Source organism: Virgibacillus proomii (genome assembly GCF_018916875.1).
Taxonomy (GTDB): Bacteria; Bacillota; Bacilli; order Bacillales; family Amphibacillaceae; genus Virgibacillus; species Virgibacillus proomii_B.
In genome coordinates this window covers 329906-356789 of sequence record NZ_JAHLNO010000019.1, presented here as the reverse complement: position 1 = coordinate 356789, position 26884 = coordinate 329906, and the positions used below count along the sequence as shown (strand labels likewise).

At 35.7% G+C, this 26884-nt stretch carries 28 protein-coding genes and 2 pseudogenes; 7 read left to right on the top strand and 23 right to left on the bottom strand.

The window, feature by feature from the left end:
* Window positions 1-834 precede the first annotated feature (834 nt).
* On the top strand, window positions 835-1035 hold the full coding sequence (locus KQI21_RS16140; RefSeq protein ID WP_253291373.1) for a hypothetical protein: 201 nt from the start codon (window positions 835-837) through the stop codon (window positions 1033-1035).
* 14 nt (window positions 1036-1049) lie between these two features.
* Window positions 1050-1397 (top strand): ABC transporter, encoded by a 348-nt coding sequence (locus tag KQI21_RS09115; RefSeq protein ID WP_216483880.1) that lies wholly within the window; start codon window positions 1050-1052, stop codon window positions 1395-1397.
* 311 nt (window positions 1398-1708) lie between these two features.
* Here the strand turns inward: KQI21_RS09115 and KQI21_RS09110 are convergent, their stop codons facing one another.
* Genes KQI21_RS09110 through KQI21_RS09095 form a run of 4 tightly spaced genes read right to left on the bottom strand, consistent with a single transcriptional unit; the run spans window position 1709 to window position 2969 of the window.
* Window positions 1709-1981 (bottom strand): transposase, encoded by a 273-nt coding sequence (locus KQI21_RS09110; protein WP_216483879.1) that lies wholly within the window; start codon window positions 1979-1981, stop codon window positions 1709-1711.
* A 36-nt stretch (window positions 1982-2017) separates the two neighbouring features.
* A complete protein-coding gene (locus KQI21_RS09105) occupies window positions 2018-2404 on the bottom strand; it encodes a hypothetical protein (protein WP_216483878.1) in 387 nt (128 codons plus the stop codon).
* Window positions 2405-2647: an IS110 family transposase gene (locus KQI21_RS16785; RefSeq protein WP_216483877.1), complete on the bottom strand. Its 243-nt coding sequence runs from the start codon at window positions 2645-2647 to the stop codon at window positions 2405-2407.
* Between the two features lie 43 nt (window positions 2648-2690).
* Window positions 2691-2969 carry a hypothetical protein gene (locus tag KQI21_RS09095; protein ID WP_216483876.1) on the bottom strand — a complete coding sequence of 93 codons (279 nt, stop codon included), beginning with the start codon at window positions 2967-2969 and terminating at the stop codon, window positions 2691-2693.
* An 82-nt stretch (window positions 2970-3051) separates the two neighbouring features.
* Here KQI21_RS09095 and KQI21_RS09090 point away from each other — a divergent pair, with 82 nt between their 5' ends.
* Window positions 3052-3288: an LPxTATN C-terminal sorting signal domain gene (locus KQI21_RS09090; protein WP_216483875.1), complete on the top strand. Its 237-nt coding sequence runs from the start codon at window positions 3052-3054 to the stop codon at window positions 3286-3288.
* A 139-nt stretch (window positions 3289-3427) separates the two neighbouring features.
* On the opposite strand, the gene KQI21_RS09085 is transcribed toward KQI21_RS09090, so the two are convergent.
* From KQI21_RS09085 to KQI21_RS09055, 7 genes are all read right to left on the bottom strand, one after another.
* Window positions 3428-4204: a GNAT family N-acetyltransferase gene (locus KQI21_RS09085; protein ID WP_216483874.1), complete on the bottom strand. Its 777-nt coding sequence runs from the start codon at window positions 4202-4204 to the stop codon at window positions 3428-3430.
* A gap of 236 nt (window positions 4205-4440) precedes the next feature.
* Window positions 4441-5421: an ABC transporter ATP-binding protein gene (locus KQI21_RS09080; RefSeq protein ID WP_216483873.1), complete on the bottom strand. Its 981-nt coding sequence runs from the start codon at window positions 5419-5421 to the stop codon at window positions 4441-4443.
* Window positions 5418-6401, bottom strand: coding sequence for an ABC transporter ATP-binding protein (locus KQI21_RS09075; protein WP_216483872.1), 984 nt, complete (start codon window positions 6399-6401; stop codon window positions 5418-5420). The genes KQI21_RS09080 and KQI21_RS09075 overlap by 4 nt, the downstream gene beginning before the upstream one ends.
* Window positions 6402-6412: 11 nt before the next feature.
* The gene (locus KQI21_RS09070; RefSeq protein WP_216483871.1) at window positions 6413-7222 is read right to left on the bottom strand and encodes an ABC transporter permease; all 810 of its coding nucleotides are present in this window, start codon (window positions 7220-7222) and stop codon (window positions 6413-6415) included.
* Window positions 7222-8175: an ABC transporter permease gene (locus KQI21_RS09065; protein WP_309245532.1), complete on the bottom strand. Its 954-nt coding sequence runs from the start codon at window positions 8173-8175 to the stop codon at window positions 7222-7224. The genes KQI21_RS09070 and KQI21_RS09065 overlap by 1 nt, the downstream gene beginning before the upstream one ends.
* Window positions 8176-8199: 24 nt before the next feature.
* Window positions 8200-9741 (bottom strand): ABC transporter substrate-binding protein, encoded by a 1542-nt coding sequence (locus KQI21_RS09060; RefSeq protein ID WP_216483870.1) that lies wholly within the window; start codon window positions 9739-9741, stop codon window positions 8200-8202.
* 18 nt (window positions 9742-9759) lie between these two features.
* The gene (locus KQI21_RS09055; protein WP_216483869.1) at window positions 9760-10491 is read right to left on the bottom strand and encodes an MBL fold metallo-hydrolase; all 732 of its coding nucleotides are present in this window, start codon (window positions 10489-10491) and stop codon (window positions 9760-9762) included.
* Between the two features lie 212 nt (window positions 10492-10703).
* Here KQI21_RS09055 and KQI21_RS09050 point away from each other — a divergent pair.
* The 3 genes and pseudogenes from KQI21_RS09050 to KQI21_RS16775 form a co-directional block, all read left to right on the top strand.
* Window positions 10704-10999, top strand: a pseudogene (locus KQI21_RS09050) (IS110 family transposase); the annotation flags it as partial.
* A gap of 1030 nt (window positions 11000-12029) precedes the next feature.
* Window positions 12030-12212: pseudogene (locus KQI21_RS16780) on the top strand (IS5/IS1182 family transposase); the annotation flags it as partial.
* A 265-nt stretch (window positions 12213-12477) separates the two neighbouring features.
* Entirely contained in the window at window positions 12478-12684 is a 207-nt protein-coding gene (locus KQI21_RS16775) for a transposase (protein ID WP_373687655.1), read from the top strand.
* Between the two features lie 23 nt (window positions 12685-12707).
* Here KQI21_RS16775 and KQI21_RS09040 read toward each other — a convergent pair whose 3' ends face one another.
* The 4 genes from KQI21_RS09040 to KQI21_RS09025 form a co-directional block, all read right to left on the bottom strand.
* A complete protein-coding gene (locus KQI21_RS09040; RefSeq protein ID WP_216483868.1) occupies window positions 12708-13604 on the bottom strand; it encodes a sensor histidine kinase in 897 nt (298 codons plus the stop codon).
* 17 nt (window positions 13605-13621) lie between these two features.
* The gene (locus KQI21_RS09035) at window positions 13622-14422 is read right to left on the bottom strand and encodes a hypothetical protein (protein ID WP_216483867.1); all 801 of its coding nucleotides are present in this window, start codon (window positions 14420-14422) and stop codon (window positions 13622-13624) included.
* The gene (locus KQI21_RS09030) at window positions 14415-15338 is read right to left on the bottom strand and encodes an ABC transporter ATP-binding protein (RefSeq protein WP_216483866.1); all 924 of its coding nucleotides are present in this window, start codon (window positions 15336-15338) and stop codon (window positions 14415-14417) included. Before KQI21_RS09030 ends, KQI21_RS09035 begins: the two co-directional genes overlap by 8 nt.
* Before the next feature lie 85 nt (window positions 15339-15423).
* Window positions 15424-16104 carry a response regulator transcription factor gene (locus KQI21_RS09025; RefSeq protein ID WP_216483865.1) on the bottom strand — a complete coding sequence of 227 codons (681 nt, stop codon included), beginning with the start codon at window positions 16102-16104 and terminating at the stop codon, window positions 15424-15426.
* Between the two features lie 1173 nt (window positions 16105-17277).
* Between KQI21_RS09025 and KQI21_RS09020 the strand changes: the two genes are divergently transcribed.
* The gene (locus tag KQI21_RS09020; RefSeq protein ID WP_216483864.1) at window positions 17278-18114 is read left to right on the top strand and encodes a YitT family protein; all 837 of its coding nucleotides are present in this window, start codon (window positions 17278-17280) and stop codon (window positions 18112-18114) included.
* 499 nt (window positions 18115-18613) lie between these two features.
* On the opposite strand, the gene KQI21_RS09015 is transcribed toward KQI21_RS09020, so the two are convergent.
* From KQI21_RS09015 to KQI21_RS08980, 8 genes are all read right to left on the bottom strand, one after another.
* A complete protein-coding gene (locus tag KQI21_RS09015) occupies window positions 18614-18817 on the bottom strand; it encodes a hypothetical protein (RefSeq protein WP_216483863.1) in 204 nt (67 codons plus the stop codon).
* A gap of 389 nt (window positions 18818-19206) precedes the next feature.
* Window positions 19207-19935 (bottom strand): SIS domain-containing protein, encoded by a 729-nt coding sequence (locus tag KQI21_RS09010; protein ID WP_216483862.1) that lies wholly within the window; start codon window positions 19933-19935, stop codon window positions 19207-19209.
* A 78-nt stretch (window positions 19936-20013) separates the two neighbouring features.
* Entirely contained in the window at window positions 20014-20736 is a 723-nt protein-coding gene (locus KQI21_RS09005) for a creatininase family protein (protein ID WP_216483861.1), read from the bottom strand.
* Window positions 20737-20869: 133 nt separating this feature from the next.
* Window positions 20870-21862 (bottom strand): phosphotriesterase family protein, encoded by a 993-nt coding sequence (locus KQI21_RS09000; RefSeq protein WP_216483860.1) that lies wholly within the window; start codon window positions 21860-21862, stop codon window positions 20870-20872.
* Between the two features lie 118 nt (window positions 21863-21980).
* The gene (ulaA, locus tag KQI21_RS08995; RefSeq protein WP_216483859.1) at window positions 21981-23276 is read right to left on the bottom strand and encodes a PTS ascorbate transporter subunit IIC; all 1296 of its coding nucleotides are present in this window, start codon (window positions 23274-23276) and stop codon (window positions 21981-21983) included.
* A 368-nt stretch (window positions 23277-23644) separates the two neighbouring features.
* Window positions 23645-23920 (bottom strand): PTS sugar transporter subunit IIB, encoded by a 276-nt coding sequence (locus tag KQI21_RS08990; protein ID WP_216483858.1) that lies wholly within the window; start codon window positions 23918-23920, stop codon window positions 23645-23647.
* Between the two features lie 3 nt (window positions 23921-23923).
* Window positions 23924-24364, bottom strand: a complete 441-nt coding sequence (locus KQI21_RS08985) for a PTS sugar transporter subunit IIA (protein ID WP_216483857.1) — start codon at window positions 24362-24364, stop codon at window positions 23924-23926.
* Window positions 24365-24392: 28 nt separating this feature from the next.
* Window positions 24393-26504, bottom strand: coding sequence for a BglG family transcription antiterminator (locus tag KQI21_RS08980; protein WP_216483856.1), 2112 nt, complete (start codon window positions 26502-26504; stop codon window positions 24393-24395).
* Between the last annotated feature and the right edge of the window lie 380 nt (window positions 26505-26884).

The following is a 26884-nucleotide window of genomic DNA, read 5'->3' as shown; positions in this document are numbered from 1 at the left end:
ATGTATTATATATTGAATCTACGCTAATGATTCATCTGTATGTAACATCATTCATTTTATAATTTTTTTTACAGTTCTCGATATTAAGTTCTTTATAGTATAAGATAACAAATTACATGATACGGCTTTTCAGGAGCAAAATTCGGTTTCTGATCCGCCCAACAAGGTGCTTTACTCGTGACGCTCAAGATTTCTAAGCCGCAAGAGACTGAAACATACCTTGGGGGTCACTAAGTACTGAGTTGGATGCGGCTAATTTTAAAACAGATTAGCCGCATTGCACAAATTTTTATAATTCTCTACCAACAGATTAACCCTTTTTTTGACAATAACACTCTTAAAAATACACTTCTTTTTTCGTTAGCTATTCCTTAAGATGATAGCCAATTCTTTTATTCCGTGAAGGGTAATGGCTTTGTCCGCTATGCTTAGCCCTTTCTTCCATTTCAGTATTGACAGCTACAAAGTGTGGACAAAAAGAAAACACCCAAATTTCTTCTACCTTCTTACTCTTTTGTAACAAGTGATAGGGCATGAATACTAGAATAATTGTAGAAATCCACAAATATGTAACCACTTCTTAGCCCCCATAAGATTTAAATTTATATCCAGATATACGTTTCTTCGATATTTCGTTATAACAGCTCTATACCTGCTATCCCTATAATAGTCGGATTTTTAGCAAGATTTGGTATCAAATGGATTGTAAAGAAGTTTGGAAAAAAGGCTGTTAAAAGCGCAGTTAAAAATTTAAATAAACAACTGAAAAAAAAGTCCCTAGGAAAAGGGTCTACAGGGAGAACTACAGCTAAAAATCTTGAAGAACAAATCGCAATGAAAAGTGTTTTATCCAATCCTTTGAAAGGTGCTAAAGAAATTCTTCCATCAAAAAAAATGACGGATAAACGTTGGCCTGGTAAAAAAGGATGGGTTAAAATGCAAAGAACATTCAAAGTTAAAGGTAGTAAAACAATTACAATCCACTTCAATTATAATAAGAAGACTAAGAAATTTGATGATTTCAAATACAAATAAAGGTGGTTAACATCGTGGAACAAAAACTACTAAATATCTTTGAAAATTGGGAAGCGGAACTTGATCAAAATGAATGGTATTTCAGAGAGTCTTTTGAAGAACTTACTGAAGGCCTTTCATCGGAAGAAGCATTTAATGCTATACCAGAAATATGTTCAGTTTTATTAAAACTTAATAATAGCTTTCTTATTGGAGAAACTATAGATTTTCTTCATGAAATATATAATGTAGCAGATACTACTGAAATACATTCTTTTCTCCATGAACATCTTGATGAAATTCAAAAACATATAAATCAATATGGTGATGATTACGGTAAAAATGCATTTAATGAATTCAAAGAATCGATAAGACTATACTAATCACTTTTTTTATACTTTGAGGCTAACTATATAAAGTCAATAAGCTTTTAGCAATAAATTTAGTATTTTCCATTAGAAGTTTTGGAGCATGGCAAATAAGCTTGATGATTCGTGAATTTCAAATTAATCATCAAGCTTATTTGTAGTGTAAAATCTGAGATTATTGCAACGCTATTTACCATGGCTTCACTTTTTTTACACGTACTTCTTTATATGAATTCACCGGTTTGCAGTAAATGGAATATCACTCTTTATTAATTTCTTCGTTACATGGCTGAGCACCACGTTGTAGCGCTTACCCTAGCTTTTTCTCATAGTATGCCTTGAACGTTGGTGATAAATGGCATTAATCGTGATGCATGATACATCGCCCAGCGAAGATGAGGAGATCCGCGTTTCACCATTTTTCCTGGGCCCCTATAGTTACCAGACTGATAAATGGATGGTTCCATTCCTGCAAAAACCAATAGCTGACTCGGGTGATTGAAGTTGTGGATATCTCCTATTTCTGCTATGATTGTACTACCGAGTCGATAGGAAATTCCGGGAATGGTTACGATTGGCGAATCGAGTGTATCCATCATTGCTTGAATTCTTTTATCGACTTCTTTTATTTGCTTTTAATACAAATAGAGCTGTTCTATGGTTTGAATTAATTCAAACTCCGTAATTTCAGAATAATACCCAATGCTTTCTTTCACTAGTCGTTTAAGCTCTTGAGATTGCAGACTACTGTTGTTCACTCCCAATAATTTTGAAAGTGTTTTTTCATGAGCTTTCGCAATTCTCTTGGGGCTTGGGTATTTTTTTAATAGCTCCATTATGTAGTTAGAATAACGAACCTGACCGTAAGCAGCCAATTCAGGAAAGCTTTTTTCTAAGATTCGAGTATATTGGGTTTTAAGAAGAGCTTCATGTTTTCCAAGCCGCCTTCTATATCTGGTTAGTTCTTTAAGATCTAGGGTTACCTTATCTTGGATCTCTTCCCTTTTTTCGAAGTCGCCCATTCATTTTTTTGCGATTACTAAGGCATCTGCTTTATCCGTCTTTGTCTTTCTCAAGGTGTGAATTTTGGAGAATCTCTTGATTAAGATTGGATTATAACGAAAAACTTGGTAATTCTTTCCCCTCAAAAATTGTAGGATAGGAACATTATAATGGCCAAATCTATGTCCAAACGTATTCTCCTTACCTGGATGATTATAATTATTATGATCCAGCGGGGTATCCTGAAAAAGATGAATTTTCATTTGATTTTGATACAGCAGCACAAACGAAAAAGGTTGCTACGGATTACATTGAAGTCAATGTATATACAGACGAAAAAATTGACACTGTAAACAATGTTCCAAGTGGTAAAAAAGCTTCTGTCGTATGGAATAATTTAGATCCGAACCATGAATATTTCTGGTATACGATAGCAACTGATAAATTTGGTGGCAAAACACGCTCCAGCATTTGGAATTTTCTAACCGTTGATGGAGAAATTATTGAACCAGAAAATCCAGAGAAGCCGGAAAAACCAAAGGACGACGGCCAACCAGGTGAAGCTACAGATGATGGTAAAAACAATCAAGATAAATCTACCGGTAGTGATGGCGGCCACGGTTCTACTGGAAACGATCAAGATAATAACAACAATGAAAAGCCTAGTGTGCAACAACCAGCAGCTGATAATGGCACCAACCAATCGAAACCAAATCAAACAAGGGATGATAACCAAACTCCAATTATTGAAAATACATCCAATCACAATGGTACAGGATTATCTTCCTTACCCAATACAGCAACCAATATATTTAATTGGATGTTAATCGGCACACTCTTATTATTCATTGGTATAAGTGTATGGCTGATTCAATCCTATCGTAAAAAACAACCTATCAACTAGGAACAACAGTTATTCACTCGATTAGCCCCTCACAATAAGAGAGCTTGGACGAAAGATTATACAAAAAGTGATGTTAATAAAGTAAGTAGTAACCCTAGAAACCGGAAAGCCAGATAACGGCTTTTCGGTTTCTTCTACTTTATTTGGAAAAGTAAAAATATCCAAACGGTCGATTAGAATCACGTATAAAGTGCTTTGCTTTGAAACCTTGTTTGAATAGCGACAGGAAAACTTCGCGTGTTTTCATTCGCCATTCTAATGCCTTTTGCAAATCTTCTTTTTTCAACTCTAGTATATTGTTAGGAATAGTGACAAAATATTCCTCCTCGTGAAGCAACTGATCTATATCTACCATAACTGGATTTCCATTAACTTCTCTTAGTAATAGTTGATCATCGACTACTTTCCGGACATCAACTGATGACCACCGGTTCCAATCCCATTCTATAATCATACGATCAGAGGGCATTCCTTGATTTAACCCATCCTTCATTTCGCCATAGTAGTTCTCTTTATATGTCATTCCGACAGCTCCAAGTTTTGCTAAATTAAGATATGCATTTAAGCTTTGCAGCGGATCAAACGTCCACTTCATTTTGGTATACCCCATTTGCTCTGCTATTTCTGCTTGCTTTAACTTTAGCTTCATCCCTAACCCCATTTTTTGATATGACGGAGTAATTCCAAGCATATGCGAATACAAATATACTTCTTTTCCATCATAGGCAGCAAACCCATATGAAAAGCCGACTAATATATCCTTGTCAAATGCGCCAAGCATAAGTCCACCATTTTTTACCGTTGTATAGGTCTGATGCACAGGTGTAGCATTTCCCCAGATCTCCTTCTCTAAGGAGATCACCCTTTCCAATTCATGTTTTTCCACCAACTGTTGAATCCTTATCTCGCTATTCATGGCATTTCTCCATTCTTCATTTTCATTTATTAGCTGCAAACAGAGATTTTATCATGTGCAGCTTTCCCTAGAAGGATAAAGTGAATCTTCAATCAAGGAGTGCTTTTCCTCTTGAATGTTAGTTGAACGAATCGGGGATTTAGGACCCGTTTTTCTCTTCATGTTTGCAACATCATTAGCACATTTTTGATATGAGAAAAATACGGCACCTTACATCCGGGATAAACATATACCAACTATCTCATTTTTTCTTTCTCCAGCTTAATAAGATGACAAGCTGCCTCATGTCCTTTACTGATTGTCATGGTAATAGGCTTTTCAAGCTTACAACGCTCAAAAGCATGAGGGCACCGAGGATGAAACGTGCAACCACATGGCGGATCTGATGTATCTGGTATGTCTCCTTTTAACTTGGTTGGCGACTGCTTGTTTCCTATCGTTGGGATAGCTGAAAATAACGCTTGTGTATAAGGATGCTTTGGATAAGCTCCTATTTCTTCCGTCGTGCCAAGTTCTACTATTTCTCCCATATACATCACAGCAATCCGATCGCAAAAATATTGGACAATATTTAAATCATGAGAAATAAATAAGTATGTCAAAGAATACTTTTCTTGCAACTCTTTCAATAAATTAATAATCTGAGCTTGAACAGAAACATCTAGCGCCGAGACTCCTTCGTCGATTACCATAAATTGAGGTTCTAAAATAATTGCCGCTGCAATAGCTACGCGTTGTCGCTGTCCTCCACTAAGTTCGTGAGGATACCGATACAAAAAAGAAGTATCTAAACCTACTTCTTTTAATGTCTGAATAATTTTTTCATCTCTGTATGCCTTACCCCCAATTCGATGCAAAGCTAACGGTTCATTTAATATCCACTTAATCGTTTTTTTGGGATTCAATGATGAATATGGATCTTGAAAAACGATTTGTACTTCTTTTCGCCATGCTTTTAACTGCTTGGGCGAAAACGTAGAGACATCCTTCCCCTTATAACGAATAGTTCCGTCTGTTTGTTTCATTAATTGAATAATCAGCTGACCAGTTGTCGACTTACCACAACCGCTCTCGCCAACTAAACCAAAAGCTTCTCCTTCGTATAATGTGAGCGATATGCCATTAACAGCTTTTACAAACGAAGGTTTTTCGAATATATTTGTCCGTTTTTGTTTGTAAAATTTTTTTATATTCTCTATTTCAATTAGCGGCTTCATAAGCTGACTTCCTTCTCTTTTGCATATAAATGACAAGTAACTGTCTGTTCATTAAATTTATATGTATGAGGAAAAATTTGTTCACATGACGCTATTTTAAACTGGCAGCGATCGGCGAAGGGACATCCCGTATGTCGAACATGGAGCTGCGGTACTGTACCGGGAATTGTATATAATGGCTGTCCTCGTCTTGCTCCATCTGGAATTGATTGTATTAAGCTCTTTGTATAAGGATGCTTTGGCGAACTTAAGAGTTTTGATATGGACCCTTGTTCAACTATTCGACCTGCGTACATGACAAGCACACGATCACAAATGGCGTGAATAACTCCCCAATCATGTGAGATAAAAATCATCGACATGTTCCGAGTTTGTTTAATTTTTTTAAAGAGCTCTACTATTTGTGCTTGGATCGTAACATCTAAGGCAGTTGTAGGTTCATCAGCGATAATAAGCTTCGGCTGGCCAATTAAAGCCATTGCGATTACAACCCGTTGACGCATGCCGCCAGATAACTGGTGGGGGTATGCTTTCCATAATTGTGCAGCACGAGGTAACCCAACTTCTTTCATGATGGATATGGTCTTTTCTTTCATATCTTTTTTCGATAAAGTTGTATGCTGTTTCAATACCTCAGATATTTGTTTACCAATTGTTAGTACAGGATTAAGCGAAGTCATTGGCTCTTGAAAAATCATGGAGAGTTTACTTCCCCTAATCTGCTGCCACTGCTTTCGAGATAAAGCTGTAAGCTCATCATCCTGAAAAATAATCTTGCCTTGCTTTATGATGGCATTCTTGGGGAGTATTCCCATAATAGCTTGGGAAGTTAAACTTTTTCCACAGCCCGATTCACCAACAATACCGACAACCTCATTTGGGTAGACGGAAAATGAAATGCGCTCTAGTGCATTAAATTCTCCCTCCGGAAGCTGAAGGGACACCTCAACTTCCTCAACTGACAATAAAGGTTTTACCATTTAAGCCCCTCCTATGCCTTTCTATCCTGAATGTCACGTAAACCATCACTTAATAAATTAAACCCTAACACCATAATTGTAATAATACTTCCAACAATAATTACATACCAAGGAGCTGATTCAATATAAGGCTGTGCTTCCTTTAACATCCTTCCCCAACTAGGATCTGGTGGCTGAACACCTAAGCCTAAATAGCTCAAGCCTGACTCAGCCAGAATAGAACCGGAGAAACTTAAACTTGACACAACTAGTATAGGGGAAATAGCATTAGGAAAAATATGTTTCAAAATAATATGAAACGCTCCTGCCCCTTTGGCAATACTTGCTTTAACAAAATCATATGATTTATATTGAATGAAGCTGCTCCGAATAACTCGAGCAAACGCTGGAATACTCATAATTCCTAGTGCGATTATTGTATTTTTCATTCCCGCTTCAAAAACAGCTATCAGCATAATAGCTAATAAGATACCTGGAAAAGCTAGCATTGCATCAATAAATCGCATTAGTAATTCATCTAGCCAACCGCCAAAATATCCTGCACAAGCGCCTAAAATAAAGCCAATGCTCAACCCTATCATAACAGTAGTTGTTCCAATTAAAAAAGCAGTCTGTGTCCCTACCATCACCCTGCTTAGGATATCTCTTCCGAAGTTATCTGTACCAAATGGGTGTGCTAATGATGGAGTCGCAAGTCGATTATTAGGATCAATCGCATTGGGTTCATATGGTGTATAAAATAAACTAATAAACATCATGGACAATAAAACAATAACAAAGCTCAATCCTAAATAAAAAGGGAGTCGATTTGCCTTGTTCATTATAGCTGTTCACCCCTTTTGCTAATTCTTGGGTCAATGAGCTTATATAATAAATCAACCATGAAATTGATTACTAAAACGATGACGGCAATATATAGCACCATGGATTGAACAAGCGGAAAATCTCTCGAAGTAATGGATTGAATTAGTAAATTTCCTAATCCAGGAAGTGCAAAAACATTCTCAATGATAATACTGCCGCCAAGCGTATCGGCGGTTATTAATCCAATAATCGTTAATACTGGAATGAATGCATTTCGCAATACATGTCTATACAAAATCGCCCGCTCTGATAGCCCCTTACATGTTGCTGTTCGTACATAATCCATTTTTTTCTGATCCAAAATCGTATTTCTTAAATATCGAATGACAACAGCTATGTTCGAAATGGCAATTGCCAGCGATGGTAAGAAATAGGCTCGTAAAGCACCAAAAAAATCCTCTGACCAAGGGACGTAACCAAATGTTGGAAACCACTTTAAGATAACCGAAAATAACAATATCAACATAAACCCAAACCAAAAGGATGGAATAGAAATCCCCAGTTGAGTAATCATAGATAAAAAAACGGATATGAACTTTCCATCCGTACGGGCAATGAGAATTCCTAACGGGAAGCCAACCAAAATTGTCAACAGCATGGAAAAGACAGCAAGTGACATGGTCACCGGTATTCGATCTGCAAGAACTTCGCTAACAGGAAGCTGATAGCGTAGTGACTCTCCTAAGTTACCTTGAAAAACACCTGCAATCCAATCAATATACCGTTCCGTTGCTGGTCGCTCCAGCCCTAACTCTTGTTCCAAATTACGAATTTGCTGTTCATCAGCATCCAGCCCAAGAATAATTTGGGCTGGATTCCCTGGTAACAGTTGAAATACAAAGAAAATAATTAGAGAAACCATAACTAGTGTTAGGATGAACATAGAAGTTTTATATAGATAATACCTCACATCAACGTCTCCTTTATCAGACGGTTATTCCGTATAGTATAAGTCTTCTAAGTTGAACTTTTGAATTGGGTACATCTTCCACCCTTTCAGACCCTTTTTCATTGCAACAGTCCGATATGGATCCATAATAAATACCGAAGCAGCATCTTCTGTTAATAATGTTTGTGCTTGCTTATAAATATTAACTATTTCTTCTACATCTGTTTCTACCAATGCTTGACGAATCAACTGGTCGTACTCTTTATTCTCATACTTAACAAAGTTATTTTTATAATCACTAACATATCTGAGTAAAATTTCATACGGATCTAATTTTCCGGTAAATCCAATAATCGTACTTTCATATTGTGCTTCATTATACACTTTTTCTAACCAAGTGCTGAATTCAATGAGCTTAATATCTACTTTAATACCAACTTGACTTAGTTGATCTGCAATCACTTGGGCAGTATCAACATGAAATTGGTAATCAGAGGGAACCGTTAATTCTAATGTAAACCCATCAGGGTACCCCGCTTTTTCTAATAATTTCTTTGCTTCTTCGGGATTTGTTTTATAGGTATCTTCTAAACCTTCTTGACAATAAAATTCCATGGAAGGACTAAAGTTAGAACCAAGCTTAACTCCTTCACCTTCTGCTACTGTTTCTATAATCATATCTTTATCAATTGCCAAATTAATTGCTTTTCGAACGTTCGGATCATCTAATGGTTTCACTTTATTGTTTAGCGCCATCAACTGTACCATATTTTGCGGTGCCGATACCGTTTCAATCAAATCGTCTAATTGCTGCTTACCTTGCGAAGAAATCCCGGGAATAACATCTATTTCTCCTGACTTCATCGCTAGAATAGCAGATTCTTGATCTGGCATAATCTTAAATTGAACCTCATCTATTTTTGGTACTTTTTCTTGATCATAATAATTTTCATTTTTTACTAGCCGTAATTCTTGTCCAACTTTATAATCTTCAAACTTAAATGGACCTGCACCAATTGGTTTTTCACTGTGTTTATTATAATCAGCCGGTACAATTGGCCTAATCGTCGCTGCTAAAAATGCTGAATTTTTTTCCTTTAATGTGATAACAACCTCTAAATCTGATGGTGCTTCTATTTTTTTAATTATTTCAAATTGCGAAGAAATCGCCTCTCCCCCACTTAATCCTGCTAATTTTTCATACGAGTATTTTACATCTTTAGAGGTTAACTTTGAGCCATCATGAAAGGTAACATCTTTTTTCAATTTAAACGTATATACTTGTCCATCATCAGAAACTTCATAAGACGCTGCAATTGCCGGCACCAATTCACCTGCTTCATTGGTATCTAATAAACCATCATAAACATTATCCATCATGGACATCGTATCGGTTGCTGCCGATTGATATGGATCTAAATTATCAATCTCTGTACTCATGGCAATTCTAACAATACCTCCGGATTTCGCCTCATCATTTGCTTTTGCTGATTTGTCTTCATTCTTCTTGCTGTCATTGGAGCATGCTGTTAATAAAAGAGAAATTAATGATAAAAAGATAAGTAATTTGAATCCATTCTTTTTCATAATAAAGCCTCCAATATATTATATTGTAAATGTAAAACCTTCCTTTGCCAGATAAACAGATTGACCAAATACGGTCTCCACTTCTTTCTTTAATTGCAAGATATCACCAAAATGAGGAAAGTGAGTGAGCACAACATGTTTTGCTTTGGCTTTTGTGGCAATATCCGCTACTTCTTCACTGGATAAATGCCCTTTCATCATCCCTTTCTGCTTCCTATAAAAGCTGCATTCAATTAACAGTAAATCCGCTGCCATCGCAAAATCGACGAGTGCTGTTGTATAGCCGGTATCGCCTGAATATACAAGCTTGCTTTTGTTATTACTAACTTTAATCGAACAGCAAGGAATTTCGTGAATATTTTCAGAAAATGTTAGCATTAATGAACCGATTTTGACAGTGTCGGTTAGTCGTAACTGATGCAAGCGCATTACATCAGGAAATTCAAATGTTAACGAAGCTATATCTTCTGTATACACATACACATCTAAGGGCCTTGTTCTTTTACCCAGCTGTGTTAATATCAGCATGGCATACTCTAAACTATAAATATCTGCCATATGATCTGTATGCGTATGGCTTATAAATACGGCATCTAAATCTTCTAAATTTGCCTTTGCTTGTAGTTTAGAAAGTGCTCCGCTGCCACAATCTAATAATATTTTCGTATTTGAATCTTCTATAAGGTAACACGACGTTGCTTCATTTGCCTTTGGATATGCCCCCCAATAGCCAATCGTATGTAATTTCACTGCAAACCTCCTCGTATAATATGTTTAGGCATTATTTTTTCGCCTATTCATTCCTAATTTTTCACCTGCAAATATATCAAAAGTCTTGGACGTTCCGAGATGTTCCTAGATAATGTTCTTAGGATCATTTAGGACAATTCTTATCCTCCTTGCGAGTATCGTCGCATTATTTAGACTGTTTCCCAGTGTCGCTTCGACCTAACCCGCAGGCTGTCGGGCTGGAATCGACAAGTGTTTATAGTTTTCATCCATCCATGTTTTTCCATTCAGGTACTGGGCGGAAAAGTGTTTGTCATGAATCCAAAACAGATTGCTAACCTTTAAAAAGATTTATGGCGATATGGATAAAACTGATGCAATTGTTGCTTTCGTTATCGCTGATTATTTGCGATTTGGACGGTTGTCTATGTCTGTCGTAAAGGAAGAGCAGTACGTAGCCCTTCAACAGTTAACAAGAGCACGTTATCAACTTGTTCGTCAAATTACAAAAGAAAAACAACGCTTCCTGTTTGGTGGATGCACTACTACGCAAAAACCAAATTTACACGCTAGAAAGGAGCGTTCATATTTGAAGCACAAATAGCTTTTAAGTTCTTTTAAAAAATTCCAGCAATTCCAATTTTGTTGCTGGTATATCTTTAAAGCCGCCTTTTTTGGACAAATCGAACCTTGATAACTAAATCATTATTTAATTTCCTCTTGACATAAAATGTACGCCAACCTATTAGAGCTGGATGCTTTCGATGCGGATGAAACAAAAATACAAGTTTTGTCCAAGCCGGGAAGATCCGCAATATCTAATTCTTATATGTAGCGTATCGATCTGGGCAAGCCGATGTGCCAATCGTTCTGTACGATTATCAACAAACTTGAGCTGCCAAACATCCTCTAGATACAGTAAAACCTACATTTGAAGAAAAATACCCGATGCATTAAAATAACCATTGTTTCATTTTAAATTATATTTCTTAAAATAAACCTGTATAATCGAAAAAGGAATATATACAATTATACAGGTTTATTCGTTTGTAGGTTTAACTTAATACAGTGAAAAATTACTGGTTAAAAACTTGTCTTGGAACTCTTCCTAGAAAGCTTAAGCTTATTTGAGAAGTAGCTACAAAATGTCAATTAATGATTGTTTAAGTGCTAGTCTCATGCTTGCTAATTTCATGCTATTGTAAACAATAGTTAGAAAAACTTGGCTTGTCGCCAAGTCTTTAGCGAAAGCTGTAGTTTTTCTTATACTATAAACCCTAAAATTTTATACTTTCCTATAGTGTAAAAAAATCAGAATAGACTTTTGCTCTTTCTCTGTTCGGTATCTTCATTATTTAATTGAAAGAAATCAAATAAGATTTCAATTAGTCGTTCAACAGGGCTGGGACAAAAAATTCAAAAGAGTGGTCTTGCCAATAAGTTGGTGAGTGACCACTCTTTTTTATAAAATTATGTGTTGCAAAAAGAACACCTTCTGATAAAGTTAAAGTAACTCACAAAAACAGAATCGGAGGTATCCTTTTATTTAAAATTATACCATGAATCAAGTCGTTTTGCCGTTAGATTTCGAAATAAAACTTCAAGAAAATGATATAGCCTATGCCGTAAACGGTGTAGTAGAGAATATTCCAGATGAAGGATTCACTGGTGTTTTGCGATAAACAGGCTGTCCTGCTTATCATCCACGCATGATGATGAAAGTGATTTTATGCGCTTATACGTAATCCATTTTCTCTGGTAGAAAGATAGAAGGATTACTGAAAGATAGCGTACGTATTCGGAAGCGCATACCCACTCATCACGTATAATATGTATCGTAAAGAGAAGAAAAAGAAATATAAGAATGACCCTTTTAACGTAGCAAATTGGGAATATAATTAGAAAAACTTGGCTTGTCGTCAAGTTATAGCGAAAGCTGTAGCTTTTCTTATACTATAAACCCTAAAATTTTATACTTTCCTATAGTATAAGAAATATGATACTTTTATCTGTCCAAATGGGAACAAATTGACGTTCCGTTACTTATCTAACGAACGAATAAAACTGGTTTTACACGAACATTTTAAAGTCTATGAATGTGAGGACTGTTTGGGTTGTCCGTTACGTTCCCAATGTACTAAAGCAAAAGAAGGGCATCATCGAAAATACACTATTGATTATTGTTTTCCACTCCAACCTTATACACCTACTTGAAATTTAATTAACATTAACCTGTATCACTTATTCGTATACAGTGGTAAACTTACCCTAATTTCTAATGTATTGTTCCGTATTACAGCTTCAGTGCTTCCACCTATCTGTTCGGCAAGAAGTTTTACTATAGCCAGACCCAAACCACCAGACTTACTTCTTGCTTGATCCCCAGTATAGAAACGTTCAAAAAGCCGTTCCACCTCATTTTCTGTCAAGTCTTTTACCTGATTTTTGAGGGAAATGATAGCATTTTCCTCCATAAGTAAACTTACTTCGATGACTCCCTTAGAATGTTGAATACAATTTTGAATAAGATTCTTTATAATTCTTTTAACAAAATGTTTATCTGCTAAAACAAAGATGGATGGTGTTTCAGTTAATTGAATTGATAAATTATTTTCTTCCAAGTAGGGAATAAAAGTCACAAGACATTCTCCTACAAGACTATTAAGGTTTGTTCGCTCTAAATTAATCTTTGGCTCGGCATTTGAAAGATAAGAGTACTCGAAGAAATGTTGAATTAGATTCTCTAAATCTTCTGTGTGCTTTTCAGCGATTTTGAGCCTTTTTAGTTGCTCTTGAGACAACTCCTCTCTTTTCATCAACTGTTGATAACCCTTAATAGCAGTAAGTGGTGTTCGTAAGTCATGGGAAATATTAACTATTAATTCCCTGAACTTCTTATCTTCACGAATACTTTTAAGGCGGATATTCTCCTCCGCCTTTAGGTACTTGTTAATGTTAGATGTCAGTTTATTAATGTCTTTATTTATTAATTCAACACTTACAGGCTGACGGGTATGTTCTCTTAAACGTTTTTCAAGCTGCAAATTTATATTACGCAGTTGTAGTTGTATAAGTCCAATATAGATGACTAATACAATAATTATTACTATCATAACAACAACTACAATATTCACTTCTATCAGCCTTCCAATTATTTGATTTCTGACTTTCTAAAAACTCCATTTGTAATGCTAAGTATCCATACAATAAATAACAAGCTGATACCGATCGCTTTCAAAATAACATCTACTTCTACATCCATTATTAGAACCTGATTATTTACTGAAAAAGGTGTAAATGAAAGGATATTTTCTATAAACGAAATTTCAGTTCCTAATCCCCCCAGGATTTGTAAAACCAATATAATACCGAAGCCGAGGAAGATAACTAAAGAAGTCTTTCTTACGATAAATGCAAGAAGTATACCTATACTCATTTGAGAAGCATATGCTAACATCATAACAAACATAATAACAAGCATTTTCCTAAATACTGTTCCTGTTAAATCTAGTTCAATCTGATTTGCTAATATATGAAGGAATATAGATGCAGAAAACGGTTCGGAAAACTCTGCTCCAGTGGAAAATGCAATGATGGTAACTACCGCGTATGGTAAAATCATAAGTAATACTAATAAATATAAGACAATTGCCTTACTAATAATCACAACTCCTCTACTAATGCCACAAGAAGAAATTGCATCATTTATAGATTTATTACTAAAATCACTACATATATAGATCCCCGCTAAAAATGGCCCAACAATTGCTATTGTCATAACATCACTTAATCCTGAAATGGGGCCACTTATTTCAATACCTACTTTTCCTTGGGCCACTAAATACGATACTAATGTCACAATTGCGGCGGCAGCCCACATAATTAAAAACAGTATTTTAATAGGTTTGGATTTTTTTAGTTTATATAGATCAGCCTGAATGATATTAATCATTCTTTTCTCCTCCAATAACAGAAATAAAATAGTTTTCTAAAGTATCTCCCTCAACAGAAAAATTGGTTGCAATAATTTCATGTTTAAAAATAGTTCTGGCAACTTTTTTCTTATCATCAACATAATCATATAGTTTTATAGTCTTATCAGGCATAATCTTATAATTCGTTGTGCCCAATTCCGTTTCCAATATAACTAGAAGATCCTCAGGATTTTCACATTCAATAAGAAGATGCCTCTGACATTTATTCTCCAACTCTTGAAGTGTCAAGGTTTGTTTGATCTCTCCATCATGGATAATAATATAGTCTGTTGCTACCTGATATAGCTCGGGGAGATTATGACTTGAAATAATAACGGTTATATGTCTCTCTTCACATAACTTCTTAAGCAAATTTCTTATTTCTTTAACACCAATTGGATCAAGCCCATTAATTGGTTCATCTAGAATAAGTAATTCAGGATTGTTAATGAGTGAAACTGCAATTCCTAATCTCTGTTTCATACCAAGTGAAAAATCTTTCACCTGTTTTTTTCCTGTATCACCCAATCCTACTAACCGTATTAGTTCATCCTCAATCTCTTCATTTGAAATTCCACGTAAAATTCTATGATATCTGATGTTTTCCTTTGCTGATAAACTCATATTAAGGCTCGGCAACTCTATCATGCATCCTAATCTTTTACGTTCAACCTGAATTGCTTTTGGACTTTCTTTTCCAAAAAACTCCATGCTACCCGATGTCGGAAAACTTAGACCTGCAATGATCCTCATTAAAGTACTTTTACCAGCCCCATTACTTCCGATTAATCCGTATATTTTTCCAGATTCTATTGTAATGGATATATTCCGTAACGCATCCACCTTACGAAATGTTTTTGTTATTTCGTTTGTTTTTAAAATATAATCTGTCACCCACCATCACCTCATTTGCAAATATAACATCTAAAAGTTAAGAAAAGGTTAAGAATAAAAAAAGGTTTAAGAAAAAATTATTTACTTAAACCTTACTCAAGCGATATCCTAGCCCCCAAACAGTTTCTATATAGTCTATATCTGGGTTAATGGTTTTTAATTTATTACGCAAATTACTGATATGCGTTTTTACTGCATTATCATCTCCTAGATATTCTTTATTCCATAAAGATTCATAAATATTACTTTTTGAATATACCTTTCCAGGATTCTGCATTAATAATTCCATGATTAGATATTCCTTTGCAGTAAGGTCTAATTTTACTCCAGATAAGGTCAGTTGTTTATTCGTAATATCTAACTCCAAATCTTTATACTTCAATACGTTATTTGCTTTCTTCTGGCTATTATAGTGACGTAGATTAGTCATAACACGTGCTGCAACTTCCCCTAAGTTAAATGGCTTTGTTATGTAGTCATCGGCACCTAATCGTAATAAGTCAATCTTTGTTGAAACCATATTTTTAGCCGAAATAATAATTATCGGAATGTCCTGGTGTGCTCGAATTTCCTTTAAAATTTCTTCGCCACTTTTATAAGGAAGCATGATATCCAACAAAATCAAGTCGTATTGATTATGTTTCGCTTCATTTAGACCTTCCATTCCATCAAGTACAATGTTGACTTCATATCCTTCATCTTCTAAAGACTCTGCTAGTAACCTACTTACATCTACATTATCTTCAATAATCAGTATTTTTTCCATTCTAGCGCAATTTTTTCCTGCTTCTAATCGTATGTAATCCCTTACAGTATACAGTTTATATTCTCCTTTCCTTAAATATTTAGTTTAATAATAATATATTGTATTAGTATCACAACTTGATAATCTGTACATGTGTGAAATAAATCAATTCTAATGAGGCAATATCATTTCTTCATTATAGTATTGTATTGGGGATATTATAATTTCAGCATTCGGTAGCTGAAATGGAAACCCTGTTAATAATTCGTATGTTTTAATATCAATCATTCTGGCACTCCATTTTGTACACCTTTCCACTACCGCACGACATATATTGTTTGGTAACCCCAATTTTTTGATAACGTTCTAGACCCCCAAGAACCTTACCAAAAAATTGAAGGATTATCAAAGAATTTTTGCTAGACTCCCCATTGCTTTTGAATAGGCAACATTAAGGAAATTGAACCATTTTTTGTACCAATTGACGGACGAGTTTTCCGATGCAAGACAGCAAGCGTACAGCCTCCTTGTCGGAGTACCAGTGCTTGTCGGGACTGCACAAGGCGCTTCAAGGAGAAAAGCGTACTTTTAAATAAAGTTTTACTATATGTAAGAGATTATAAACTGTTCCGGTTAAAATGAGTTCTACATATGAAAAAATTTAGGATTTTTCCCAAAAGGCAATTGCTAGTAAACTTGCTGAGCCTCGAGGAGCTAGGCGCTGAAGCTTGATGCGAATAAATTATCATACAATCAATAATTTTATAATTTCCTAGAAAACTAAGTTTCTCTTATACAAAATATTCCAAGAATTTTACATACTTTTTTTGAGTAGTATAACATATTTTATCTATTTGCGTTACCTTATTTTAAAAATAGGGTACAACCGCTTAGCAAATTAGAACTGTACTTCACTTATCAAGATCTCTATCTCAGAACCTTTTTTTAGAAAAACTTGGCTTATCGCTAAGTCTTTATGGCGAAAGCTGTAGTTTTTCTTATACTATAAACCATAAAATTTTATACTTTCCTATAGTGGAACAAGAGGGGGAAGCAAATATTTTTTTCCAATGGGGGATCATCTAATGATTCTTTTTATCGCTATCTCATGATTTTAGCGTTAAACTTGACTAATATAATCCTTTTTATTTGGAAACATCCCTGTTAAAATTCTAATTAATGGAAGGAGTGAGCGTGTTGAGTAAATGGATGAAAGAGAGCATGATCATTATTATCGGCTCTTTTATTTTTGCATTTGGAATTAATTATTTCGCGATCCCTAACAACTTGTCAGAAGGTGGTGTTATTGGTATATCCATCGTAACGTACTACCTGTTTGATTGGTCTACTGGAATTGTAAATTTTATTATAAATGCCATATTGTTAGCAATTGGTTATCATTATTTTAATAAAAGAGTAATTATATATACGATTATTTCCATTGTTTTTTCTTCTCTATTTTTACATCTCACTAAAAATATTGGAGAAGCGGGAAATGGTGACACTCTGCTGGCAGCATTATTTGCAGGACTAACAGTTGGAATCGGTTTGGGATTAATTTTCAAAGCTGGAGGTACTTCTGGTGGAACAGCTATCATCGTACGTTTATTAAACCAGTTTATCGGTTGGAGTTTCGGTAAAGGAATGCTAATAACGGATATAGCTGTAATCGGACTTTCTGCTTTTGTCATTGGTCAAGAAAAAGCAATGTACACGCTTATTTCTGTGTATATAGGTGCTAAAGCAATTGATATTATCGTAGAAGGTGCTAACGAACGAACTGCTGTACTGATTATTTCAAAACATCCTGAACAAGTATTGGAACAAGTAACAAATCATATGTCTCGGGGCCTTACTGTATTAGAAGGTAAGGGTGGTTATACCAAAACAAATAAAGAAATCCTTTATATCGTTATTAATAAACAAGAAATTGTCCAATTAAGGCATATTATTGAAAAGATCGACAAAAATGCCTATGTAACTGTCCATAGTGTACAGGAAATAAACCGAAGAGGGTATAAGGGAAAATAAGATGAAGAATTTTGACCAATGGATTCCACCATCTAAGATTCATCTTTCATATTTCTGTACATAGAACAGCTTGCTTTAAAACAGTAGGAGAATGAACATTGCATTAAGAATCTTGCAAGAGCCAACCCCTTTATTGCACAGGGATAATAGGGGGGCTTCCAGCATAAAAATAACGGATGAATCTCTCCTCTAATTGATAAATAAGGTTTGCTTACGGCCAAAGGATAACGAGGTAAAAACGAGTTAGATTGTGATCTAGTTCTAAAACAAGAAACTTAAATAAAAATCTTGGCTTTAAACTGTTATTTGGATATGGAAAAAAACAATAGAACATATAACTTTCCAAAGTCAAATAAAGTCTTGCTCCTCTTTGATAACAAATCGGTCTTTTAAAACGCTCACTACATTTGAAGTGGTGAGCGTTTTACTATAATAAGATGATCATCTGCGCCAAACACTGGTCGCCCTAGCATCCTTACTGGCTTATTGAATCTATTAATTAATGTATACCGACATTTTCCTCCTCGAATTTCAAAGCGGTCATGCTAGTGTCGGCGTTATCATCGAACAAGTAGGACTTCTCCTTGAAAAACCGCGATGTGTCGCTGTCGTAGCTTCCCCTGTCCTTGAAAAAGAAAAACGCTTTTTCTGCGTGCGATGTGTCGCTGTCGTAGCTTCCCCTGTCCTTGAAAAAGAAAAGCACTTTTTCTGCGTGCGAAGTATCGCTGTCGTGGTTGTTTCTTGTCCTGTTGACCCAAACGAATCAGGAATTTAGGAACCATTTTTCTCATCATATTCGCATCATCATATGCAGAATTTGAAATAAAAAATACAAATCCTCAAATTTGGGATAAAGGAAGGATGCCCCTCTCAACAGGGGTATACCGACGCTTTACGGCAAGCCCGCTTTTAGTCGGCCTTCCTTCAGATTCGAGCCGATGTTAATTTATCGTAATTAAACTAGATGAAAATAATTTCTCAAAAAAGTTACCCCAAAGGTACAAACGAATATAGATTCCTAAAGAGCATAAGATCAGCGATTATTCAAAGACGTGGCATCTTAGTCCTTTTACCCTCTTTTTAAAACATACGTTATAATTTGACTCGTTTACTATACTTTTTGACCAATTGCTGATTATGCTCGTCTGCCCCTTCTATATTTCCACTTAGGAAAATTGGAGGTTCAAAGTCTTGCTCTGCCATTTCTTCAATTGCTTTAGCAAACAATGCATTTAATATTGCTGCACCGATGACAGTTGAACTTGGTGCAAAAGGTACTTTAACTCTTTCATGAGATAGTAATGCATCACCTACAGGTGCATGATTGTCAATTACTAAATCTACTGCATCGAATAAATACTTTCCACTAGTGTGACGAGACGGTTGACTAGATGAATAAGTAATTGAAGTAATGCCAATGACATAAGCTCCTTGCTGTTTCGCAAAGTTTGCCACATCTACTGGTACAGGATTCCGTCCTGAAGTTGAAATAACAAACACGATATCGCCTGCTTCAATACCTTGGTCTTCTATAAAGTTTGCTGCATAATTATTTTGTCTTTCTAAAGTGGATGAACGAACAGCCCCCTCATGAAGCATTAATGGTTCATGAAGAATCGGATGCATCGGAACAAGCCCACCAGCCCGGTAATACACTTCCTCTGTTAAAATATGCGAATGACCACAACCGAATAAATGAATAACTCCGTCTGATTCGATGGCTTTAGCAACCTTCTTTGCCGCTTTTTCCATCACTTCCATTTCTTCTTTTTCAACTACTGCCAACAGTTCTGAAATTTTTTGAAAGTATTGTTGGATCAATATATTTTCCTCCTCTATATAATTAAAAGGTGTAAACAGTTTGTCAATTCAGCTCTACTGTAATCATTGATTTTTTGTTTAATTTTCACTAGCTTTTAGCATCGTTAGCATGTTATCTATAGCAAGATCGATAATATATTTTCCCTTATCTTCCGTTGCTAATGTGGCATCTCCTAATACCGCTGATGTTGTGAAATTTTCCCATGGAGTAGGAGTGACATCTGCATCACTTGGTATAACCGGAACATCATTTAAAGCTTTACTCATAACTACATATTCAGGTGCTAAATAAAGCATGTACGACGTTTCAATTTCACAAGCATGAAAATACGTGGCATGCGTTGATTCTGTTTCACGAACCTCTTTAGCAGCCTTATTCATCCCTGGATAAAAGAAATAAAATACTTTCATTTCAGGACAAGTCGTAAACAAAACCCGTGCTGCATCCTTTAATGCCGGCTGATTACCTAGATGACCGTTTACCATCGCAAACGTCTTAAAGCCTTGCCGATATAAACTTTCTCCAATATCGACTATCATTGAAATTAGTGATTCATTCGATACATTAATACTTCCTGGAAAATTACGTAAGCTCCATACTTGTCCATAAGGCAGTGTAGGCAAAACAAAACAATCGATTCGTTCGGCTAATCGTTTTGCAACACGTTCGGCCAATAAATTATCTGTTCCTAATGGCAAATGAGGGCCATGTGCTTCAACCGCACCAACTGGCAAAATAGCAATCTTTGTTGTTTTCATTTTTTCTTCTATATCAAAGGAATTTTCATATTGAAACTCCATTATTTACACCTTCTTCAACTTATTTGAAAGCTTAGCTAGCACTATTATTTAACAAACATGTTTGCCTCATCGAATTTATTTATGTTCTAAAAACATTGCAACGTCGAATGAATCCCTTCACTACAATTTGTCATTAACCTTTAAACGTAAAGCATCTAGCTGGGTTTTCTACAAAAAAACGATCTACTAATTGTTTTCCTGAAAAACCTGATTGATCAGCTTCTTCAATAAAGCGTGGAACCCATTTACCTAAAATATTTTCTAGACCTAATCCATGATCGTAATGTTTGTAATATGTTTTTCTAGCTGTATCCCCACTAATAAGAATTTGCTTTTCATACCCTTTTTTCACCAATTCGAAAATACAATGAACTCGAGTACTCTCTGGTGCATATTTTATTTTGGATATCCCATCAAAAGAAATAAATGCTCCTGTTTGTGCAACCTTCTCATGGTAGTAAGGGTCTGGATTTCGATCCATATGACCGAAGCTGACATATTCTAAATTGACGCCTTCAGATTTTAGTATTTCTATTTGCTCCAGTGCCATCGTACCTGCCTCTGTATGTGAATGAACGGGTGCTTTCGTCTCATGGTGTGCTCTTGCAACTGCTCGTATCGTTTTTTCTTCTAAAGGAGTAATCCGATTATAGCCAGTACCAAACTTCACCTGTCCTCCAGGAGTATTTGTACCTTCCAATCCTTCTTCTACTTCTCTGATTACAAAATCAGCAAGTTCATTAATGGATTTAGCCTCAATCCATTCGTAAAAAGTAGCATAATCACCAATAACCTCTTTTACATGTGCTGGTACTTTTGCTCCCCAGAGAAAGCTTTTATTAAAACCAGCTGTTCCAATAATCGTGATACCTGTTTCTTCTGCTATTTCTTTTACAGCCATGACATCTCTACCATAATCAACAGCCGTAGCATCAACGATTGCTTGTCCACCAAGCTGCTTAAAATCTAACACATCCAGCTTAGATTTTTCTTTATCATCAAGCAGTAAATCATCTTCTCCTCTTTCAGCCCAAAATGGCGGCCGACATACAATATGTTCATGTGAATAGGTGACTCCTAATGTTTTAGGGTTAATGTCGCCATGAAACGTCCGAATAAAACTCACTTTTTATTCACTCCTTCATTGATAATTTTTAATTTGCTTAAGTAACAGGAAGAAGGAACAGATGTCTGCTCCCCTTTACCCTTTTAAGATTCCTTTCAACTTTTACCATAGGTTCTATTTAGAAGAATAGCTGTGCTAATAGACGGACAAGCGGTCCTAGGATAAACATATCCGAATCAGCAGCCCACATGGCTGTATCAGGAATTGTGTCAGATATTAGCATTTTCACCATAAAAAATTGTCCCCATGCTACTACAGTTGAAGTAATAAACCCAGCGATTAGTGCACCGCGAACACCTCCGGTTGCGTTTCCGAAGACACCGGCTGTTGCCGAATGGAAGAATAGAACAATCATCGTAGGAACAAATACGTAACCAACTGTATTTCCAAGCACTACGAGCCAGATTAGGGCTCCGGCAAACGCACCTAAAAATCCTAGAATAACTGCATTTGGTGCATAAGGGAAAACAACCGGACTATCTAAAGCAGGCTTTGCTCCAGGCACAATCTTGGTAGCGATTCCTCTAAAAGCGGGTACCATTTCACCAATAAACATCCGAACTCCCAGTAAAACTACAGCTATTCCAGCAGCAAATGTGAAAGACTGAATAATAGAATAGATAATAAAATTCTTATCGCCTGCTGCAGCAACTAATTCCTGAGCTCCCGGAGTATCCTTAAATGAGATAATGATGGCACCAATCAAAAATAATAACCCCATTGTCAGTGCAGTGATCACATTTGAATCTCTTAAAAATTCCAACCCTTTTGGGAGTTTTATTTTTTCTGAATCATTTTCTTTGTTTCCAAGTACCTTTCCGGCTAACGCCCCCAATAAAGCGACGGAAGCAGAAGTATGTCCAAGTGCAATATTATCATTACCAGTAATTTTTCTCATAAAAGGTTGCGTTAACGCTGGCTGAATCGTCCAGTATAACCCCATAAAAACAGCTAAGAAAATAACAAGTTTCGTAAATGAAACATTCCCGGCTGCTTGTACAATAACCCCAGCGAATATCGTAGTTGTCCAAAACATCATATGCCCAGTTAAATAGATATATTTTAGTTTCGTAAAACGAGCCAATAGGACGTTGATCACAAACCCTAATGTCATTGCTAATGTTACTGCACTACCAAATTTTGCATTAAATCCTTCTTGTCCTATGAACTCACCGAGTGGCTCGGCTGACAAATTAAATACCTCTTTCCAGAGCGGTTCAAATACGGTTAATGCGTTTACAATAATTCCAGATCCAGCACTAATAATTAAAAATCCGATTACTGCCTTAAATGTACCACTAATCGTTTGACTTGCCGATTTTTTTTGAAGTAATAATCCTAGTAAGACGATAAATCCTAATAGTATTGCAGCTTCTCCAAAAACATTTGTGGCAATCCAAATAATAATATCCATTGATCATTCCTCCTATATTTTTTATCCCGCATGTAAGGTGCCATAAGACTCCCACTTCAAGACCTGAATTGATACAAAAGAGGCTAAGTGGGAGAAAACGGCACCTAAATGCCTGATTCGTTTAAGGGCCTTTAGGTCATACCCTTGTGGTACTAACATTCAGTAGGAAATGGAAGAAAACTCCTACTGAATGAAGTTTCACTTTATCCCGCATGTAAGGTGCCGTAAGTTTCCCACTTCAAGTCCTGGATTGATACAAAAGAGGCTAAGTGGGAGAAAACGGCACCTAAATGCCCGATTCGTTCAACTAACATTCCGTGTAAAAAGCATTCCACGGAATGAAGTTTCACTTTATATTGAAACCTCTGTTAAGAGGCTTCAATATTGTCTTTCAGTGCTTCATTAATTTCATCCATGTCAAAGTAGTTGTTAACAATGACAACTTTTGCCTTATGCCCTTGCAAACTTTCTGCAAGCTCATTACTTGTGATGATATAATCGGCATCCATACTGGAAGCTGCTGATACATCTGTATGTTCTACATCCGCTTGAATCCCCATATCACCAAGAACTTGTTCCACATTCATTTTCAATATTAGGCTTGTCCCTTGACCTAACCCACAAACAGTTAATATTTTTAACATTAGTCATCTCTCCATTTCTATAACTTTTTTTATATCATCAACAGTAGTTGCTTGTAATAATTGATCAATATTACTTGTGTCATTTAATAAGGTTGTTAATCTTCTAAGCAATGTCAGGTGATCAGAACTGGAAGCCGCACCTAGTCCAAATACAAGACGAACTGGATCATTGATGGTATGTCCAAATGAGATTGGTTCTTTCAATTGAACAAGGGAAACAGCTGCTTCATTAACCCCATCCTCAGGTCGAGCATGAGGGATAGCTATTTGGGGAGCTAATACAAAATAAGGGCCATTTTTCTGATAAGCTTGTTTCATAGCTTCTATATAAGAAGGCTCAATCAATTCTTCATCTAACAGTAATTGACCGGCAGATGCAATTGCTTCTTCTGCATTATTCACTTCTACGCCAAGTTTTATTAAATTTTTCTCCAAAAAATTCATGATTTACAAACACCTGTCTTTCTCTATGTTATTCCAGTTCGTTATGGGAGTACGTTTTAATTAGTTTATAAATCCTATGTTTATCCTGCGCGTCCATCACGAGTTGTTTATTATTTTTATTAGAAAACAGCTTTGTCAGCTGTGCTAAAGCTCTTAAATGCTGTTCATTATCTTTTGATGCTAAAACAACAAATATGGAAACATTTTTTCCTAATAAATCAACCGGCTGTTTTAAACAAAGCATACTCATTCCTGTTTTCTTTACACCATCATTAGGGCCGGCATGGGGTAAGGCAAATCGTTCAGAAATAACGATATAAGGACCATTTTGATAAATCGCTCTCAACATTTTATCTACATAGCGATGCTCAATCGTTTTATCATCAATTAATGGTTGAGCAGCAAGCCTTATAGCTTTTTGCCATGTATCCACTTGATCGATTAGTCTAATCCGATGTGAAGGCAACAACTCCTTTAAGTTTCTTTTCCTTCCATTACTTACTACATGGCCAGGGGTATAAAGGTACCTTTTTATCTCTTGTTGCAGCGCATCTTCGTTATGGATGGTAGCATAGCGTTTTACCATATCAATTAATGCTTCCACGGAATAGTCTTGCTCCTTATTCGTCGCAAACATACTATTTACTTTTTTTAATAGCTGTTCCTTATCATCATTACTTAATACAGGACTGACTACAAATACTGGTATACCGCGATCAGGTAGGGGTATTGTTGAGACAATAAAATCGACTGCTAAATCCATCTGATGATACTCGCGTAAAGAAGTTACTCCACTAATTTGAATATTGGAAAACAATCCTAATAGCTGACTTTCTAACAATTTTGACGTTCCTAAACCGTTGGTACAGACGATTAATAATCTCTTTTGTCTATTATCAAGCACCACTCCTTCTTTACGAAGCCACCCACCAAAATGTGTCGCAATGAATGCTACTTCATTCTCATCAATTGGCTGTTCAATCAACTCCTCAAAATGCTTCATTACCAGCTTTGTAATGTGAAACACTTCTGGATACGTTTTCTTAACAGAATCACGTAACGTATTTTCTAATTTAATACCATATTTGATTCGGTAATAAGCGGGTTTTAGATGCAACAGTAAATTTTCAATAATTTTCTTCGGCTCATCAAATTCAACAGCAGCATATAGCTGAAAGTCTGCTACCATCTTCTCAACTACACCAACTAAAGATTGCATCACACTATTTTCTTCATAGGGATTTAAGTCATAATTTACTTTCGCACTAAGTAAATATTTTGCAAAGTAGTAAACCTCTTCTTCATAGTTATGCTCTTCTGGCAGTACCTTAAATAGTTCATGGCATAACATCTTAGCACCTAAGAAAGTGTCCGTTGATTCAATTACTTCTTTTTCAATTGGATCAATATCAATAGTGAATCCTTGTTGCATGCGTTTCATAAAAAAGTGAAACCAAATAACTAAACTATTTAAAACATCATCAATAATTTCAATACTAAAATGTTTTTCATATGCGATTAAATTACGATGAATCTGGTGAAGCCAATTACGATTAAAAATGGAATACGTTTGAGGCAGGTCCGTTTTACCTTTACGTTCATCATGTAAAATGCTATACCAGCTATCCATCGGGGTGATAATTGACAAATATTGGATTAACACTTTTCTGACATCGATTTCATTTCCAATAATATGATACCCTCTGCCTCGTTCTGTATACATATTTAATTGATGACTCTCGATTTCATTTTTTAATATTCTTACATCATCTAGAATTGTATTTCTGCTCACTTGAAAAAGCTCTTGTAAATCTTCTACAAAATAGGCGCGCACACCACAGGTTATATGCAAATAAATCCATGCCTTGCGCTCTTCCTTTGTATATTCATAGTAGTTATCTTCTAAAAGTGTATAGCCTTTCGCAATAGCTTTTTTCGTACTGTTATCCAGATATATTCCTTCTGACCTTACTTGTTGAATCGAGGTTAAGCCCTGTTCCTGAAGCCAATCATTGATTCTTCCAATATCGTTATAAATCGACCTTCTGGAAACATTAAACATATCAGAAAGCTGAGTGATAGAAATATATCCATCATGAACTGCTAGTTTTTTTAATACTGCCATACTACGTTGATTCATAAATATCCTCCTGCCATCAAGATGAAGTAAGTAGTATGTCTTACATTTATTATAGCCAATAGTAGTTATTATAATAAGACCAAATTGGTCACAGCCATTTGTGCAAAATTGGGTTATTCTTAAATAAGATTCCCCAGATCATGAGTTTGTATAGAACTTATACAAACTTCCAACGACTAGAAACTACTTCAATTACTTATATCTCTAACTAAGTAAATAATGTTGTTTTGAATATAACTTGAATTGAACAGCCACTTTATGAACAAAAGTTAAAAGTGCTCGCTTAGCGCTGTACAAACGGTAGAGCTTCAGAAGAGGTAAAGTGAAACTTCATTCAAGGAATACTCTTCTCTTGAAACAGAAGATTAAAGGCTAAGTTC